The 15,517-nt window shown below is 73.4% G+C and carries 10 protein-coding genes; 8 read left to right on the top strand and 2 right to left on the bottom strand.

Annotated features, from left to right (window positions below):
• The first annotated feature begins 582 nt into the window (after nucleotides 1–582).
• Nucleotides 583–999 carry a cobalamin B12-binding domain-containing protein gene (locus tag ACQEXA_RS23460; protein WP_359398034.1) on the top strand — a complete coding sequence of 139 codons (417 nt, stop codon included), beginning with the start codon at nucleotides 583–585 and terminating at the stop codon, nucleotides 997–999.
• Between the two features lie 352 nt (nucleotides 1,000–1,351).
• Here the strand turns inward: ACQEXA_RS23460 and ACQEXA_RS23455 are convergent, their stop codons facing one another.
• Together ACQEXA_RS23455 and ACQEXA_RS23450 are read right to left on the bottom strand one after the other, a co-directional pair.
• A complete protein-coding gene (locus tag ACQEXA_RS23455) occupies nucleotides 1,352–2,968 on the bottom strand; it encodes a DUF5691 domain-containing protein (RefSeq protein ID WP_432931614.1) in 1,617 nt (538 codons plus the stop codon).
• Nucleotides 2,969–3,011: 43 nt separating this feature from the next.
• On the bottom strand, nucleotides 3,012–4,364 hold the full coding sequence (locus ACQEXA_RS23450) for an SWIM zinc finger family protein (protein WP_433130923.1): 1,353 nt from the start codon (nucleotides 4,362–4,364) through the stop codon (nucleotides 3,012–3,014).
• Between the two features lie 134 nt (nucleotides 4,365–4,498).
• On the opposite strand from ACQEXA_RS23450, the gene ACQEXA_RS23445 reads away from it, so the two are divergent.
• The 7 genes from ACQEXA_RS23445 to sucD all read left to right on the top strand — a co-directional run bounded on the left by ACQEXA_RS23445 (nucleotide 4,499) and on the right by sucD (nucleotide 15,484).
• Entirely contained in the window at nucleotides 4,499–5,755 is a 1,257-nt protein-coding gene (locus ACQEXA_RS23445) for an ATP-binding protein (RefSeq protein WP_433130921.1), read from the top strand.
• Nucleotides 5,756–5,887: 132 nt separating this feature from the next.
• Nucleotides 5,888–8,398 carry a DUF5682 family protein gene (locus ACQEXA_RS23440; RefSeq protein WP_433130919.1) on the top strand — a complete coding sequence of 837 codons (2,511 nt, stop codon included), beginning with the start codon at nucleotides 5,888–5,890 and terminating at the stop codon, nucleotides 8,396–8,398.
• An 11-nt stretch (nucleotides 8,399–8,409) separates the two neighbouring features.
• Nucleotides 8,410–9,597 carry a VWA domain-containing protein gene (locus ACQEXA_RS23435; RefSeq protein ID WP_432931622.1) on the top strand — a complete coding sequence of 396 codons (1,188 nt, stop codon included), beginning with the start codon at nucleotides 8,410–8,412 and terminating at the stop codon, nucleotides 9,595–9,597.
• A gap of 217 nt (nucleotides 9,598–9,814) precedes the next feature.
• Nucleotides 9,815–10,969 (top strand): hypothetical protein, encoded by a 1,155-nt coding sequence (locus tag ACQEXA_RS23430; RefSeq protein WP_433130917.1) that lies wholly within the window; start codon nucleotides 9,815–9,817, stop codon nucleotides 10,967–10,969.
• Nucleotides 10,970–11,227: 258 nt separating this feature from the next.
• Nucleotides 11,228–12,934, top strand: a complete 1,707-nt coding sequence (locus ACQEXA_RS23425; protein ID WP_432931626.1) for a hypothetical protein — start codon at nucleotides 11,228–11,230, stop codon at nucleotides 12,932–12,934.
• Between the two features lie 462 nt (nucleotides 12,935–13,396).
• A complete protein-coding gene (sucC, locus tag ACQEXA_RS23420; RefSeq protein WP_359398018.1) occupies nucleotides 13,397–14,578 on the top strand; it encodes an ADP-forming succinate--CoA ligase subunit beta in 1,182 nt (393 codons plus the stop codon).
• Between the two features lie 21 nt (nucleotides 14,579–14,599).
• Nucleotides 14,600–15,484, top strand: coding sequence for a succinate--CoA ligase subunit alpha (gene sucD / locus ACQEXA_RS23415; protein WP_432931628.1), 885 nt, complete (start codon nucleotides 14,600–14,602; stop codon nucleotides 15,482–15,484).
• The last annotated feature ends 33 nt before the right edge of the window (nucleotides 15,485–15,517 follow it).

Here is a 15,517-nt window from a genome sequence, read left to right as displayed (position 1 = left end):
TGCCGCCGATGCGGCACGTACGGCGCCGGTGACGGGCGCCTTTTCGTCGCGATGACGCGACCTGGGCCGTCCGTGTGGCGCGGTTCCCGTCCTCCTCGTACGGGTCTGGCTCCCCGCTGTCGTGCCCTTGCACATCCATTCGCCGAGGAGCCCCACCACCACGGCGCCCCGCCGGCGATACGGTGATGCGGCCGCCTCGTTGCGGCTCTCCTTGCGCACGGTCTCCTCGGTGCACGGCGCGCGAGCCGCCGGTGAATGCGGCGCGTGTGCCGCGGAGAGGGGAGACCCTGCGCGGCGAATGTGTCCCACTGTGTGATTTCCCCCTCGGTCTGCACCGTGAAACTGCCGGTTGCGGGATGCTGGCGATAACGTTCGTTCACTTCCCGGGTCGGTACGATGCGGGGCGCCTGTGCCGTGAGGTGTGCTGCGCGCCTGTTCTGCGGGACCGTAGGGGCGGGCGGAACCGCCCGTTTGCCGGTGCGGTACCGCCGACCGTGCGGTCCGCGTGTCCGCCGGTGCGGTGGTGTGGCGGCAGGGCGGTAGATCGGTACAGGGTGGAGTAGTCGCTTCATGGAGGCAGTGATGGGTGTGGCAGCCGGTCCGATCCGCGTGGTGGTGGCCAAGCCGGGGCTCGACGGCCACGATCGCGGAGCCAAGGTGATCGCGCGGGCGCTGCGCGACGCGGGTATGGAGGTCATCTACACCGGCCTCCACCAGACTCCCGAGCAGATCGTCGACACGGCGATCCAGGAGGACGCCGACGCGATCGGTCTGTCGATCCTGTCCGGCGCGCACAACACGCTGTTCGCCGCGGTGATCGCGCTGCTGAAGGAGCGCGACGCGCAGGACATCCTCGTCTTCGGCGGCGGCATCATCCCCGAGGCGGACATCCCTCCGCTGAAGGAGAAGGGCGTCGCGGAGATCTTCACGCCCGGGGCGACGACTGCCTCGATCGTGGACTGGGTACGGGCGAACGTCCGCCAGCCCGCGGAGGCGTAACGCTCCGCGCACGGCGCCGTTTCGCCCTGGGGGCGGGCGGCGCCGTTTCGTCTCTCCGGCCGCGGGGGTCCGCGTCCGTCATCGGTGTGCCGCCGTTCGAGTGATTCCGGGTCGGCGGGCGGAGAGCCCGGGCGTCGGCTCCGGTGGTCCCGGACCGTCCGTCCGCCTTCGGCTCTGGTGGTCCCGGACCGTCCGGGCGCCTTCGGCTCCGGTGGTCCCGGACCCGTCCGTCCGCCTTCGGCTCTGGTGGTCCCGGACCCGTCCGTCCGCCTTCGGCTCTGGTGGTCCCGGACCGTCCGGGCGCCTTCGGCTCCGGTGGTCCCGGACCCGTCCGTCCGCCCCGTGCCTCACCTCATGTCCCGCCCAGTTCCTCCCGCATCGTGGCGCGCAGGCGCAGCGTCGTCGTCAGACGCTGGAAGGCCTCTGCCCAGTAGCCCCCGGCGCCCGGCGACGCGTCCGCCGGCTCGTCGGGTATCGCGGTCAGCGCATCGAGCCGGCTCACCTCCGCAGGGTCGAGGCAGCGTTCCGCCAGCCCCATCACACCGCTGAAGCTCCACGGGTAACTCCCCGCGTCCCGCGCGATGTTGAGTGCGTCCACGACCGCCCGTCCCAGTGGAGCGGCCCAGGGGACCGCGCAGACCCCGAGGAGCTGGAACGCCTCCGACAGGCCATGGGTGGCGATGAACCCCGCGACCCAGTCGGCTCGTTCCGCCGCCCCCAGCGTCGACAGCAGCTTGGCCCGCTCGGCCAGGGACACCGCACCCGGGCCCCCCGCCTCCGGTGCCGAGGGCGGACCGAGCAGCGCCCGGGACCAGCCGGGATCCCGCTGCCGCACGGCCGCCCGGCACCAGGCCGCGTGCAGTTCGCCCTGCCAGTCGTCCGCCACCGGCAGTGCGACGATCTCCTCCGGCGTCCGGCCCCCGAGCCGTGCCGTCCACGAGCCGAGCGGCGCCGCCTCCACCAACTGGCCCAGCCACCAGGACCGCTCCCCGCGGCCCGCGGGCGGCTTCGGCACCACCCCGTCCCGTTCCATGCCCGGATCGCACTCGTGCGGTGCCTCGACCACGATCGCGGGCTCCCCCCGCGTACGGTCGACCGCCACGCAGGCCGCCGCCCGCGCAGCCATCCGCCCGGTCAGGGCCGAATTCGGCAGCGCAGACAGCAACTCCGCGGCCGTCGACCGCACATTGCGGCTCCGGTCCGACAGCGCCTGCTCCAGGAACGGCTCGTCCGGCTGCTCCAGCCCCGTGCGGAGCGAGTCGAGGAACATCAGACGGTCCTCGGCCCGCTCCGTGGCCCAGGTGGAGGCCAGCAGCTCGCGGGCGGCGGCCGGCCGTCGCCCGCGCAGCGCGGTGAGCAGCGCGACCCGCTCCGCGAACAGGCCCTCCTGCCACAGGGCTAGGACGCGGTCCCGCTCCTGCGGCGGCGGCTTGGACCCGCCGGGCGTGGAGCGCAGTGCGAAGCGCCAGTCCGGGTTCAGCCGGGCCAGCCACAGGGCGCGCGGACCGGCGAAGGCCAGCGCGGCGGGACGCAGGTCCGTACGACCGCGAGCCGCGTCCAGGAGCGCGGGCAGCGCTTCCGGGGGCGGCGCGAAGCCCCGGGCATTGGCCAGGGACAGCCACTGCGGCAGCAGCTCCATGAGGTCGGGCGCCGACCCGCGGCGGCCGCTGCCGCCCGTCCCGGGGCGGTCGGACAGCAGCACGGCCAGTCTGCGGGCCGCGGCGGGCGGCAGCGGCGGGCGCGGATCGGCCGCCGCCGGCTCGGGCGGTGGCCCTGCCAGTGCAGGCCGCAGACCTGCCCTGCGGCGCACCGTCTCCACGGCGGCCAGGTCCAGCACTGCCGTCGGCGCCTCACGGCCCGGCGGCAGCCCCTGCGGAGCGCGCCGGTCGGTACCGAGCAGTGCCGCGGTCACCAGCTCCTCCCAGGGCACGGCACTGTGTGTGCCCGGCGGGGCGGGGGTCGCACTCATGTCAGTCCCTTCCAGGTCGGTTTCGGCATGGCTCGGGGTGTCGTCAGCACAGCGGGACCGCCTCTCCCGCGCCCTCCGGCCAGGCGGTGAGCGGAGTGAAGCCGCGGTGGCCGCACTCGCCGAAGACCGTGACCGGGGCGCCGCCCGAGAGGGCGACCATGCGCCACAGACCCGGGCGGGCGCTCGCCGAAGGGGTGAGCGACAGTGCCGTGCCGCCGTCCGCGTCCGCCAGCTGCCAGGACTCCTCGACGGGCGTCGGTATGACCCGGCTCAGCGTCACCGGGACCGAGTCCAGCCACGGATCGGCCTGCAGGGCCTCTCCATAGCGCGCCGCCGCCGCGGCGGTGGTCACACCGGGCGGCCGTACCGTCGTCGGCGCTGGAGGGGCGAACTGCTCGCCCAGAGCGGCCCGCAGCTGTCCCGCCCCGGGATACCCGGACACCTCTGCGTCGAGGGCAAGGCCTACCGGCAGCGCCAAGTCCGGCGAGCGCCCGGCCGCCCCATAAGAGAGGAGCAGCGCGGTGCGGCCGGACTCCGATCCGTACAGCCAGATCCGGCGTGTGGTGAGCCGGCCGTCCGAGGTGTCGTACTGCGCCAGGACCAGCCAGCGGTCGCGGGCGGGCGGACCGTCGGGCGAGCCCGGCAGCCCGACTCTCGAACGGACCGTCGCCGCGAGGCCGTCCGGCAGCCGCTCGCGGCGCAGCCAGCCCCGGTCCAGCAGGTGCAGCAGCGCGCACTCCTCCAGCAGCCGCACCGGCCAGCCCGGTCCCGACGACGGAAGCGCCCCCAACTCCCGTACGCGCGCGGCCAGTCCCGGAGCCTGGGCGTCGACCATCCGGGCGGCCGTCTCCTCCCACAGCCCGTAACCCGCCTGCTCGGCCGCGGCGATGCCACCCCGCAGCAGATCGGCCAGCCGCTGCTCCAGCTCCGCCGCCCCCGCCGTGATCCGCTCCGCCCGCTGCTCCGACCTGCGCCGCGCCGCCTGCGGATCAGCGGGCGCGGCCGCTTTCGACCCGGTCGTCGGCCGCTTCTCAAGCGCCCGCTGCCGACGCCCCTCGATCCACTGCTCCGCCCAGTCCGGCGCCTGCCCCCGGGGCATCGTCGCGTCGCCGCCCGCCCAGAGCAGCAGCAGTCCCAGCGCGTGCTTGCACGGGAACTTGCGGCTCGGGCAACTGCACTTGTAGGCCGGGCCGGCCGCGTCCGCGATGTCGACGACCGTCTGGTACGGCTTGCTGCCGCTGCCCTTGCACAGTCCCCACACCGTCCCCTCCTCGGAACTGCCCGCGTCCGACCACGGCCCGGCCGCGCCGAGTTTGCTTCCCGCTTTGCGTGACGCCGCGTCAGGTGCCAGTGCAAGCACCTGCTCCGCGGTCCAGCGCACCCCCTGCTGAGTCATGTCGTCGAAGGTAGGTCCCGGCACTGACAATCGATCACCGCGAAGGCGTTTACGCAGCTCACGACGCGTTGTCAGTGGTGTGGTGCACGGTTGGTGACAGATCCGAACCAGCCGACGCCGAGGGGGAAGTGGCCATGCGTGTGTCCGTTGATCCGATGTCCGTCCAGCCGGGCCCGAGCGAGTCCGCGCCCGCGAACGGGGGCGGGGGAGCGGGCCCGGACGGGCGGGCGTCCGCGCCCGTGCGCACACCCGCGCGACAGAGCGGGGAAGGGCAGGCGGACGGCGGGACGAGGGAAGCGGTGACGGCGCCGGCCGAGGCGTTGCGGCCGCACGCCGAGGCCGCCTTCGCGAGTGAACTCGCCGCGCTGGCCGAGCACGACGACCGGCCGCGCCCGGCCCGCTGGCGACTGTCGCCGTGGGCGGTGGCCACCTACCTCCTCGGTGGCACGCTGCCGGACGGCACGGTGATCACACCGAAGTACGTCGGTCCGCGCCGCATCGTCGAGGTCGCCGTCACCACGCTCGCCACCGACCGCGCCCTGCTCCTTCTCGGGGTGCCCGGCACGGCCAAGACCTGGGTGTCCGAGCACCTGGCGGCGGCCATCAGCGGCGACTCGACGCTGCTCGTCCAGGGCACGGCAGGGACCCCGGAGGAGGCGATCCGCTACGGCTGGAACTACGCGCAGCTGCTGGCGCACGGCCCGAGCCGCGAGGCGCTGGTGCCCGGCCCCGTCATGCGGGCCATGGGGGAGGGCATGATCGCGCGGGTCGAGGAGCTGACCCGTATCCCGGCCGACGTACAGGACACGCTGATCACCATCCTGTCCGAGAAGACCCTGCCGATACCGGAGTTGGGGCAGGAGGTGCAGGCCGTCCGCGGCTTCAACCTGATCGCGACGGCCAACGACCGCGACCGCGGGGTCAACGACCTGTCGAGCGCGCTGCGCCGCCGCTTCAACACGGTGGTGCTGCCCCTTCCGGAGAGCGCTGACGCCGAGGTCGACATCGTCTCCCGCCGGGTCGAGCAGATCGGCCGCTCGCTCGACCTGCCGGCCGTGCCCGACGGCATCGACGAGATCCGCCGCGTGGTCACGGTCTTCCGCGAGCTGCGGAGCGGCGTCACGGCGGACGGCCGCACGAAGCTCAAGTCGCCCAGCGGCACGCTGTCCACGGCCGAGGCGATCTCCGTCGTCACCGGGGGCCTCGCGCTGGCCGCCCATTTCGGCGACGGCGAACTACGGGCGAGCGACGTCGCCGCGGGCATTCTCGGCGCCGTCGTCCGCGATCCCGCCGCCGACCGGGTCATCTGGCAGGAGTACCTGGAGGCGGTGGTCCGCGAACGCGACGGCTGGACGGACTTCTACCGCGCGTGCCGGGAGGTGACCGCATGAGCCACTCCGAAGCCGAGCCCTCATGGAACTTCCCGACCGGGGAGGGCACGGCCGGGGCCATGGACACATGTGGCGGCGCGGGAGTGAGGCGGCAGGGCGGCCCGGGGCGGCGCCGCCGGGGAGGGGGACGGCGTGACAGGCGTTGACAAGCCGTCGGGCGGGCCGGCGGCCGGAGCAGCGGACGGGGGGCCGCTGCTGCTCGGGGTGCGGCACCACGGCCCGGGGTCCGCGCACGCCGTGCGGGCCGCGTTGGAGGCGGCTCGGCCCCGGGCCGTGCTGATCGAGGGGCCACCGGAGGCGGACGCCCTGATCCCGCTGGCCGCGGACGCCGGGATGCGGCCGCCGGTGGCGCTGCTCGCGCACGCCGTGGACGAGCCCGGACGGTTCGCGTTCTGGCCGCTGGCGGAGTTCTCCCCGGAGTGGGTGGCGATCCGCTGGGCCCTGGAACACGACGTTCCGGCCCGGTTCATCGATCTGCCGGCGACGCACACCTTGGCGTGGGACAGGGTGGAGGACCCGGCGTCGTCGGACGGCGACTCCAGTGCCGCCGCCCAGCCGGCGCCGGAGTCCGGCACGCCGGTGCCGCCTGGAGAGGCCCCCGCGCACCCGCAGCCGGGGGCACCGGGAGAGGGGTCCGGGGGCGCGGAGCTGCCGACGGAGGCGCAGCGGCCCGGGGAGTCGCCTGGTCCCGGTGAGGCCGTGCGCGTCGACCCTCTCGCCGTGCTGGCCGAGACCGCCGGATACGACGATCCGGAGCGGTGGTGGGAGGACGTCGTCGAGCACCGGGGCGCGGGCCGGGGCGACGCCCTCGCACCCTTCGCCGTGCTGGAGGAGGCCATGACCGCCCTGCGGGAGACGTACGGCACCGGAGGGCACGAGCGGGACCTCGTACGGGAGGCGTACATGCGTCTCCAAGTGCGAGCCGCGCAGCGCGAGTTCGATGGCGAGGTGGCCGTGGTGTGCGGGGCGTGGCACGTGCCCGCGCTCCGGGCGAGGGCGTCCGTCGCCGCGGACCGCGCCCTGCTGAAAGGGCTGCCCAAGGTGAAGACGGACATGACCTGGGTGCCCTGGACCCATCGGAGGCTGTCCCGGGCCGGCGGATACGGGGCGGGGATCGACTCCCCCGGCTGGTACGGGCATCTGTTCGGCGTGCCCGACCGGCCCGTCGAGCGGTGGCTGACCAAGGTCGCCCGGCTGCTCCGTGAGGAGGGCCGCATTGTGTCGTCCGCGCACGTCATCGAGGCGGTGCGGCTCGCCGGGACGCTCGCCGCGATGCGTGGGCGCCCGCTGCCGGGCCTGTCGGAGACGACCGACGCCGTGCGGGCCGTGATGTGCGACGGCTCGGACATACCGCTGGCGCTGGTGCACGACCGGCTCGTGGTCGGCGACGTGCTGGGGGAGGTGCCCGCCTCGGCGCCCGCCGTGCCGTTGCAGCGGGACCTGATCCGGCTCCAGAAGCGGCTCCGCCTCAAACCGGAGCCGTCGGAGCGCGAGGTGGAACTCGACCTGCGCAAGGAGACGGACGCGGGGCGCAGCCGGCTGCTCCACCGGCTCCGGCTGCTCGGGATCGGCTGGGGCGAGCCCGTGGCCTCGCGGGGCAGTACGGGGACGTTCCGGGAGACATGGCGGCTGCGCTGGGAGCCGGAGCTGGCGGTGCGGGTCGCCGAGGCCGGGGTGTGGGGCACGACCGTGCACGCCGCTGCGACCGCCAAGGCCGAGGCGGACGCGGTCGCCACACGGACGCTCGCCGAGGTCACCGCGCTCGCCGAGCGGTGCCTGCCCGCGGAGTTGCCGGACGCGCTGCCCGTGGTGATGCGGGTCCTCGCCGACCGCGCCGCTCTCGACGCCGACGTCCGGCGCCTCGCCCAGGCCCTGCCCGCACTGGTGCGGTCCCTGCGCTACGGGGACGTGCGCGGTACGGACACCCGGGTGCTGGCCGGCGTCGCGGCGGGCCTCGCCGAGCGTGTGTTCGTCGGGTTGCCACCGGCGTGCGCCGCGCTGGACGCGGACGCGGCGGAGGAGGTGCGGGGCTATGTGGACGCGGTGCACGGGGCGGTGGGCCTGCTCCAGGAGACGATCGCGTCGGCGGAGGGTGACATACGCGGGCGGTGGCGTTCCGTCCTGCGGGTGCTTGCCGGACGGGAGACCGTCGCCGGTGTCGTCCGCGGCCGTGCCGTGCGACTGCTGCTGGACGACGGAGAGCTGTCGCAGGACGAGGCGTCACGGCTCATGGGCCTCGTCCTCTCGCCGGGGACGGCGCCCGCGGACGCGGCCGCGTGGATCGAGGGCTTCGTCGGGGGCGGCTCCGGCGGCGGACTGCTGCTCGTGCACGACGAGCGTCTGCTCGGCCTGGTGGACACATGGCTGTCCGGAGTGCCGGCGGAGGCGTTCGCGGACGTGCTGCCGCTGCTGCGGCGCACGTTCTCGGCGTACGAGCCGGGAGTGCGACGCACGCTGGGGGAGTTGGTGCGGCGGGGACCGGGCGCGCGGGAGACCGGAGCGGCCACCGGTTCGGGTGTTTCCGGGTTCGACCCCGGCATCGACACCGGGCGGGCGGACGCGGTGGTTCCGGTGGTGCGTCTGCTGCTCGGTCTGGACGAGCCGGCCGACAGCGACGCCGACGACCTTGTGGGGGTGGTGTGATGAGCAGGCACATGACCGACCGAACGGAAGCCACGGGTGCGGGAGACCCGACGACCGCCGCCGAGGAACGGCTGCGGCGCTGGCGGCTGGTGCTCGGCCCGGACGCTGCGGACGGCACCGGCTACGGGCTCACCGGGCGGGACGCGGCGATGGACGGGGCGCTGACCGCGTTGTACGGAAAGGGGGACAAGGCCCGGCAGGGACGGGACCGTTCGGCGGGGCTCGGGGCGTCCGCGCCCTCCGTCGCGCGCTGGCTCGGGGACATCCGTACGTACTTCCCCTCGTCGGTCGTCCAGGTCATGCAACGCGACGCCATCGACCGGCTCGGGTTGTCCACACTGCTGCTCGAGCCCGAGATGCTCGAGGCCGTCGAGGCGGACGTGCATCTGGTCGGCACGCTGCTCTCGCTGGACAAAGCCATGCCCGAGGCCACCAAGGAGACGGCGCGCGCGGTGGTCCGCAAGGTCGTCGAGGACCTGGAGAAGCGGTTCGCCGCACGCACCCGGGCCACGCTCACCGGCGCTCTGGACCGCAGCGCCCGTGTCACCCGGCCCCGCCACCACGACATCGACTGGAACCGCACGATCGCCGCCAACCTCAAGCACTACCTGCCCGAACACCGCACCGTCGTGCCGGAACGGCTGATCGGCTACGGGCGGGCGTCCCGGTCCGTGAAGAAGGAAGTCGTCCTCTGTATCGACCAGTCGGGGTCGATGGCTGCATCGGTGGTGTACGCATCCGTGTTCGGGGCGGTCCTGGCCTCCATGCGGTCCATCGCCACGCGGCTCGTCGTCTTCGACACGGTCGTCGTGGACCTCACCGACCAGCTCGACGATCCCGTCGACGTCCTCTTCGGCACCCAGCTCGGCGGCGGCACGGACATCAACCGAGCGCTGGCGTACTGCCAGTCGCAGATAACCCGGCCCTCGGAGACGGTCGTGGTCCTGATCAGCGACCTGTACGAGGGAGGGATCCGGGACGAGATGCTCAAGCGGGTGGCGGCGATGAAGGCGTCGGGGGTGCAGTTCGTCGCGCTGCTCGCGCTCTCGGACGAAGGTGCACCCGCCTACGACCGTGAGCACGCGGCGGCCCTCGCGGCGCTGGGCGCACCGGCGTTCGCGTGTACGCCCGACCTGTTCCCGGAGGTGATGGCGGCGGCGATCGAGAAACGGCCCCTGCCGGTACCGGAGGCGACATGACGATGTGCCGATGTGACGACATGAGGGGCGCAACGGGTACTTGGCGAACCGGACACCGAGAACGACAGGCGACAAAACGGAAATGATTACCCATCGGTAACGGGGGACTTGCGCAACCTCGGGAGTCCCGTGCAAGGATCGACGGCGCTTCGCCATCGGGCGGTGCGCGTGTTCGCTCCGCACCGCCTCGTCCCGCCGCACGGAGGCTCTCCCCGTCTTGACCCTGCCAGCCGCACTGCCCTTCGCCGGTGCCGCACTGCGCGCGATGCGTACGGCGGCCGGTCGGCGTGCGGTGCATCTGGCCCTGGTGATGGGTGGGTTGTTCGCACTGGGGCTCCTGTGCGAGGGGCAGGCGCACGCGGCGGAGGGCACACCGGCAACTTCTGCGGCTCCGGTCGCGGCCGATGCCTCGGCTGATGCCCTCCGGCCGGTCACGAAGGCGGTGCGGCGGCTCGACGAGACCGTCAGCAGCACGCTGGGGCACACGGTGCAGGGTTCTCCCGCGCCCGACGCTCAGCGAGGACACCCCGCGCCGCCTCCGTCCGTGCGTACGCCGGACGGCAAGGACTCCGTGCCGCCCCTCGGCCGGCACACGGCGAGCCCCTCCGGCTCGCACACCGTCCGGCCGGGCACCGCACCCGTCACCCGCCCTGCCACGTCCACCGCGCTTCCCGCGCCCACCGCACCCGGTAAGCCCTCCGCACCCAGCACCGCTACGCCCGTCGCATCCGGTGCGCCCGCCGACGTCATCACCGCCGTGGCCAAGACGGTTCCCGCCGTCGGCGGCACCGTGCGGCAGGTGGTGCGGCCGGTCGGCGAGGCGGTCGTGCGGCCCGTCGGCGGGCTTGTGGAGACCGTGACCGACGGGCTGACGGAGGCTCCCGCGCCGTTGCCGTCGCTTCCGCCGTTGCCGTCGCTCCCCTCGGAGCCGTCGCTTCCGGGGGTTCCCGGCCTGCTGGGGCTGTCCGGTCCGCAGAGTCGGCCGGCACCGCCGGCAGGGGCCCTGCCCGCGCCGTCGGCAGCGCAGCAGGGCGGCGGTACGGATGACGGAAACGCGGTCGAGCAGCGGGAGACCGGCGCGTACGGACCGCGGGTCGTCCTGGCCGACACCACGGCGACGCCGTTCGCTCACCCCACCCCCCACCTCACCCGGTCCCCCTACACGCCCGCGCACCAGGCGCCCGACGGTGAGCCGACGGGCGCGTACGGCGATCGGCAGACCGCCGACGGCGGTGCGCCGTCGCACGGCGACGGGCACGCCGTCGCCTCCCACCACCGGGCACCGCTCACGCTGGTGCGCGGTGCCATCACGGTGGTGACCGCGCACGGGACCCGGGACCGGCACCGGGACATCCCCGAGTTCCCCGGCTAGGACGCCCCTTCCCTCCCCGCGAGACCTGCCGCGCGGGGGGCGGAAGCAGGTCTGCCCGCCGTCCGGACACCTCTCCGATCCCCGGGCGGCAGCCACCGGACCCCGAGCCATAGCGGCCGGAGCACATCCGTGGCCGCCGGTCTTTCCCCCGGACCGCCCACGGATCCGTCGGCTCCACGCCGGCACCGGCTTGCAGGCCTCGGCACCGGTACGTGAAGAACTCCAGAATTCCGGATTCCCGAAGGATCTGACGCACGCATGAACAAGAACATCCGCCGCTCCATCGTCATAGCCGCCGGTGTCACCGGCGCGTGGGCGCTCGGCTCCGCCGTCGCCAGCGCGGACGAACTGCCGGCATCGTCCGTCTCCACCTCTGACGTCGGTATCGACACCGCAGACACCGTCGGCGCGGTCACGGGCACCGTGGACGGCGTCGTCGCCGATGTGCAGAACACCGTGTCAGGCGTCACCCAGGGCGCGGCTGTGCACGGTGCCGCCTCGGCGGTGACGCACACCGCCGCCACGGCGCAGTCCACCGCGAAGGAGGCCACGAGCACCCCCTCCCGGGCCGGAACCCGGGCCGCCTCCCGGGTGGAGAAGGTCCACAAGGCCGCGCAGGCGGCACCCGTCGCCGACCGGGCACGCCGGTACGTCGACCACGAGGTGACCGCCGCGCACCTCCCGTCGCAGTCCAAGGGCGCCGTGCACGCCACCGCGTCCAGGGCCGGAGGAGCGGCCACGGCCGTCGTCACCGACGCGGCCGCCCCGCAGGACGAGATCGACTACCTCTTCGGCCCCCTCTCGGCCTTCGCCCCCGAACTGGAGCAGGCGCTCGCCGCCGCGCAGACCAAGCTCCAGGGCGTCCAGGGCGCCGTGCGCAGCCAGGCGGACGGCGTCGACGGTGTGATCCGCACGAAGGCGCAGAGCACGGGCGCGGGCGCGGGCCGGATCGCGGGCGGCACCAGCGGTGCCGCGCAGCAGGCGGTCACCGGGGCGGAGGGACGGGCCACGGGTGCGGTCGCCGCCGTGCAGGGCCAGGCCGACGAGGCCACGTCCGCCGCGGACGCGAGCGTCTCCGCCGTACCGGGCCACATCACCGGTGCGGTCACCGGTGTGAAGCAGCAGGTCGTCGGCACGGTCGCCGGGGTGCCCGGCACGGTCGCGCCGGTGGTCGCCGACACGGCCGGGGCCGTCCTCCCGCCGGTCGCCGGCACGGTCGTCGACGGGGTGACGCCGCTCGCGGCACACGCCGTCGGCAACGCGACCGGCCTCGCGCAGGGGGTCGTGGCGGACGTCCAGCCGCTCGCGCACGACGTGGCCGGCCATGCGTCCGCGCTGGTGTACGGCGTGGCCGCCGACGCCCAGCCGCCGGTCTACGGTCTGGCCGGTGGGGTGACCGGCGACGTGACCGGGTCCGTGCTGCCCCCGGTCGCGCAGACCGCGGTGCACGGGGTGGTGCCCGTCGCGGGGCAGTCCGTCGAGGACGTCACCCGATTGGCCTACGGCGTGACGGGTGATGTGCGGCCGTTCGCGGGCGGGGTCGCGGGTCAGGTCCCGCCGCTCGCCGGGGGCGTCACCGGAAGCACCACCCAGCTGGCGTACGGCGTGGCGGACGAGGTGCAGCCGTTCGCGTACGGCGTGGCGGGCACGGTGCATCCGGTCGTGCAGACGGTCGACGACACCGTGCGGCCCGTGGTGCACGGCACGGCGGGCAGCGCCACCGACCTGGCGTACGGCGTGAGGGGTGATGTGCGGCCGTTCGCGGGCGGCGTCGTGGGTGCGGCCGATCCGTTCGCGCAGGGAGTCGCGGGCCAGGTCGCGCCGTTCGCCGGTGGCCTGGCCGGGACGGTCCAGGAGTCCGGCGGCTCGCTGGGCGGCCACGCGGTGACCGGCGCCCGGGGTGTCGCCGAATCGGCCGTCCCGAGGCATCTGCGGCCGGGCCACTACGGCACCGACTCCATCTGATCCACGGGTGCCGTGTGGCGCACGTCGCACGGCACCCGGCACCGACTCCGCGGGGTTGAGGAACGGCGGCCGAATTCCGTCGGCCGGCCCGACCGAAGCCCCGCGGGCGGGACGGGTGGCCCCATTGGGGTGGGGTCGACCCGTCCTGCGCCCTCCGGGGCGGCACAAGGGGTCCCACCGGGCCAACCCCAACCCGGTGGGACCCTGCCGCCCTGCTCCGACCGGTCACCGGAGGGTCGCGACCGGTTCCGTCGCGGGGTCACACGTGTGACAGGTATCACCGCTCAGGTGTGATCTGCGATTTAGAGCCCCACCTCAAGCGGCGATAACCTGCGAGACGGACATGCCGCGCGCTCGGACACCGTGTGCGCCTCCCTTGTGACACAGCGGACGTCACGTTGCCCTTCGCGGCACGCCCACGCATCCAACGAACCGCGAGATCACTGATAGGGACGGAAGCGCGTGGACCTGTTCGAGTACCAGGCGAGGGACCTCTTCGCCAAGCACGGTGTACCGGTGCTGGCCGGTGAAGTCATCGAAACGCCTGAGGCGGCGCGCGAGATCACCGAGCGGCTGGGCGGCAAGTCGGTCGTCAAGGCGCAGGTGAAGGTCGGTGGCCGCGGAAAGGCCGGCGGCGTGAAGCTGGCGGCCACCCCGGACGAGGCGGTCGCCCGCGCCACGGACATCCTCGGCATGGACATCAAGGGCCACACGGTCCACAAGGTCATGATCGCCGAGACGGCTCCGGAGATCGTCGAGGAGTACTACGTCTCCTTCCTCCTCGACCGCGCCAACCGGACCTTCCTCTCTATCGCCTCCGTCGAGGGCGGCATGGAGATCGAGGAGGTCGCGGCCACCCGCCCCGACGCCGTCGCCAAGATCGCGATCGACGCCATCGACGGTGTGGACGAGGCCAAGGCCCAGGAGATCGTGGCCGCGGCCAAGTTCCCGGCCGAGGTCGCCGACAAGGTGGCCCACGTCCTGGTCACGCTGTGGGACACCTTCATCAAGTCGGACGCCCTTCTCGTCGAGGTCAACCCGCTGGCCAAGGTCGCCTCCGGTGACGTCATCGCCCTCGATGGCAAGGTCTCCCTGGACGACAACGCCGAGTTCCGCCACCCCGAGTTCGCGGAGTTGCACGACAAGGCGGCGGCCAACCCGCTCGAGGCCGCGGCCAAGGAGAAGAACCTCAACTACGTCAAGCTCGACGGCGAGGTCGGCATCATCGGCAACGGCGCCGGCCTGGTCATGTCGACCCTGGACGTCGTCGCCTACGCGGGCGAGGCCCACAAGGGCGTCAAGCCGGCCAACTTCCTCGACATCGGCGGTGGTGCCTCCGCCGAGGTCATGGCGAACGGCCTGGAGATCATCCTCGGTGACCCGGACGTCAAGTCCGTGTTCGTCAACGTCTTCGGCGGCATCACCGCCTGCGACGCGGTGGCCAACGGCATCGTGCAGGCCCTGGAGCTCCTCGAGTCCAAGGGCGAAGAGGTCAACAAGCCGCTGGTCGTGCGTCTCGACGGCAACAACGCCGAGCTGGGTCGCCAGATCCTGGACGACCGCAACCACCCGCTCGTACAGCGTGTGGACACCATGGACGGCGCGGCCGACAAGGCCGCCGAGCTGGCTGCTGCCGCGAAGTAAGGGACGAGGTCACAGACAACCATGGCTATCTTCCTCACCAAGGAATCCAAGGTCATCGTCCAGGGCATGACCGGCTCCGAGGGCCAGAAGCACACCAAGCGCATGCTGGCTTCGGGCACGAACATCGTCGGTGGCGTGAACCCGCGTAAGGCGGGCCAGGTCGTGGACTTCGACGGCACCGAGGTACCCGTCTTCGGCTCCGTCCAGGACGCCATCGAGAAGACCGGCGCCGACGTCACGGTCATCTTCGTCCCGGAGAAGTTCACCAAGGACGCGGTCATCGAGGCCATCGACGCCGAGATCCCGCTCGCGGTCGTCATCACCGAGGGCATCGCGGTCCACGACTCGGCCTCCTTCTGGGCGTACGCCGGCAAGAAGGGCAACAAGACCCGGATCATCGGTCCGAACTGCCCCGGCCTGATCACCCCCGGCCAGTCGAACGCCGGCATCATCCCGGCCGACATCACCAAGCCGGGCCGCATCGGCCTGGTGTCGAAGTCCGGCACGCTGACGTACCAGATGATGTACGAGCTGCGTGACATCGGCTTCTCGACCTGTGTCGGCATCGGCGGTGACCCGATCATCGGCACCACGCACATCGACGCCCTGAAGGCCTTCCAGGACGACCCCGACACCGACCTGATCGTCATGATCGGTGAGATCGGCGGCGACGCCGAGGAGCGGGCCGCGGCCTTCATCAAGGAGAACGTGACCAAGCCGGTCGTCGGCTACGTCGCGGGCTTCACCGCGCCCGAGGGCAAGACCATGGGTCACGCGGGCGCCATCGTCTCCGGTTCGTCGGGCACCGCCCAGGCGAAGAAGGAGGCGCTCGAGGCCGCCGGCGTCAAGGTCGGCAAGACCCCGACCGAGACGGCGAAGCTGGCGCGCGAGATCCTGGCCGGCTGAATCCTTCCCGGCCGGGGTGCTCCAGGTGAGCAT

The sequence above is a fragment of the Streptomyces sp. CA-106110 genome, assembly GCF_050936285.1.
In the GTDB taxonomy this organism is placed as follows: domain Bacteria; phylum Actinomycetota; class Actinomycetes; order Streptomycetales; family Streptomycetaceae; genus Streptomyces.
This window is presented reverse-complemented; position numbering and strand designations above follow the sequence as displayed.

What these genes read in the sequence shown, in the direction of transcription:
- ACQEXA_RS23460 (WP_359398034.1), top strand. Translation starts at nt 583, where the DNA reads ATGGGTGTGGCAGCCGGTCCGATCCGCGTGGTGGTGGCCAAGCCGGGG.
- ACQEXA_RS23455 (WP_432931614.1), bottom strand. Translation starts at nt 2,968, where the DNA reads ATGAGTGCGACCCCCGCCCCGCCGGGCACACACAGTGCCGTGCCCTGG.
- ACQEXA_RS23450 (WP_433130923.1), bottom strand. Translation starts at nt 4,364, where the DNA reads ATGACTCAGCAGGGGGTGCGCTGGACCGCGGAGCAGGTGCTTGCACTG.
- ACQEXA_RS23445 (WP_433130921.1), top strand. Translation starts at nt 4,499, where the DNA reads ATGCGTGTGTCCGTTGATCCGATGTCCGTCCAGCCGGGCCCGAGCGAG.
- ACQEXA_RS23435 (WP_432931622.1), top strand. Translation starts at nt 8,410, where the DNA reads ATGACCGACCGAACGGAAGCCACGGGTGCGGGAGACCCGACGACCGCC.
- ACQEXA_RS23425 (WP_432931626.1), top strand. Translation starts at nt 11,228, where the DNA reads ATGAACAAGAACATCCGCCGCTCCATCGTCATAGCCGCCGGTGTCACC.
- sucD (WP_432931628.1), top strand. Translation starts at nt 14,600, where the DNA reads ATGGCTATCTTCCTCACCAAGGAATCCAAGGTCATCGTCCAGGGCATG.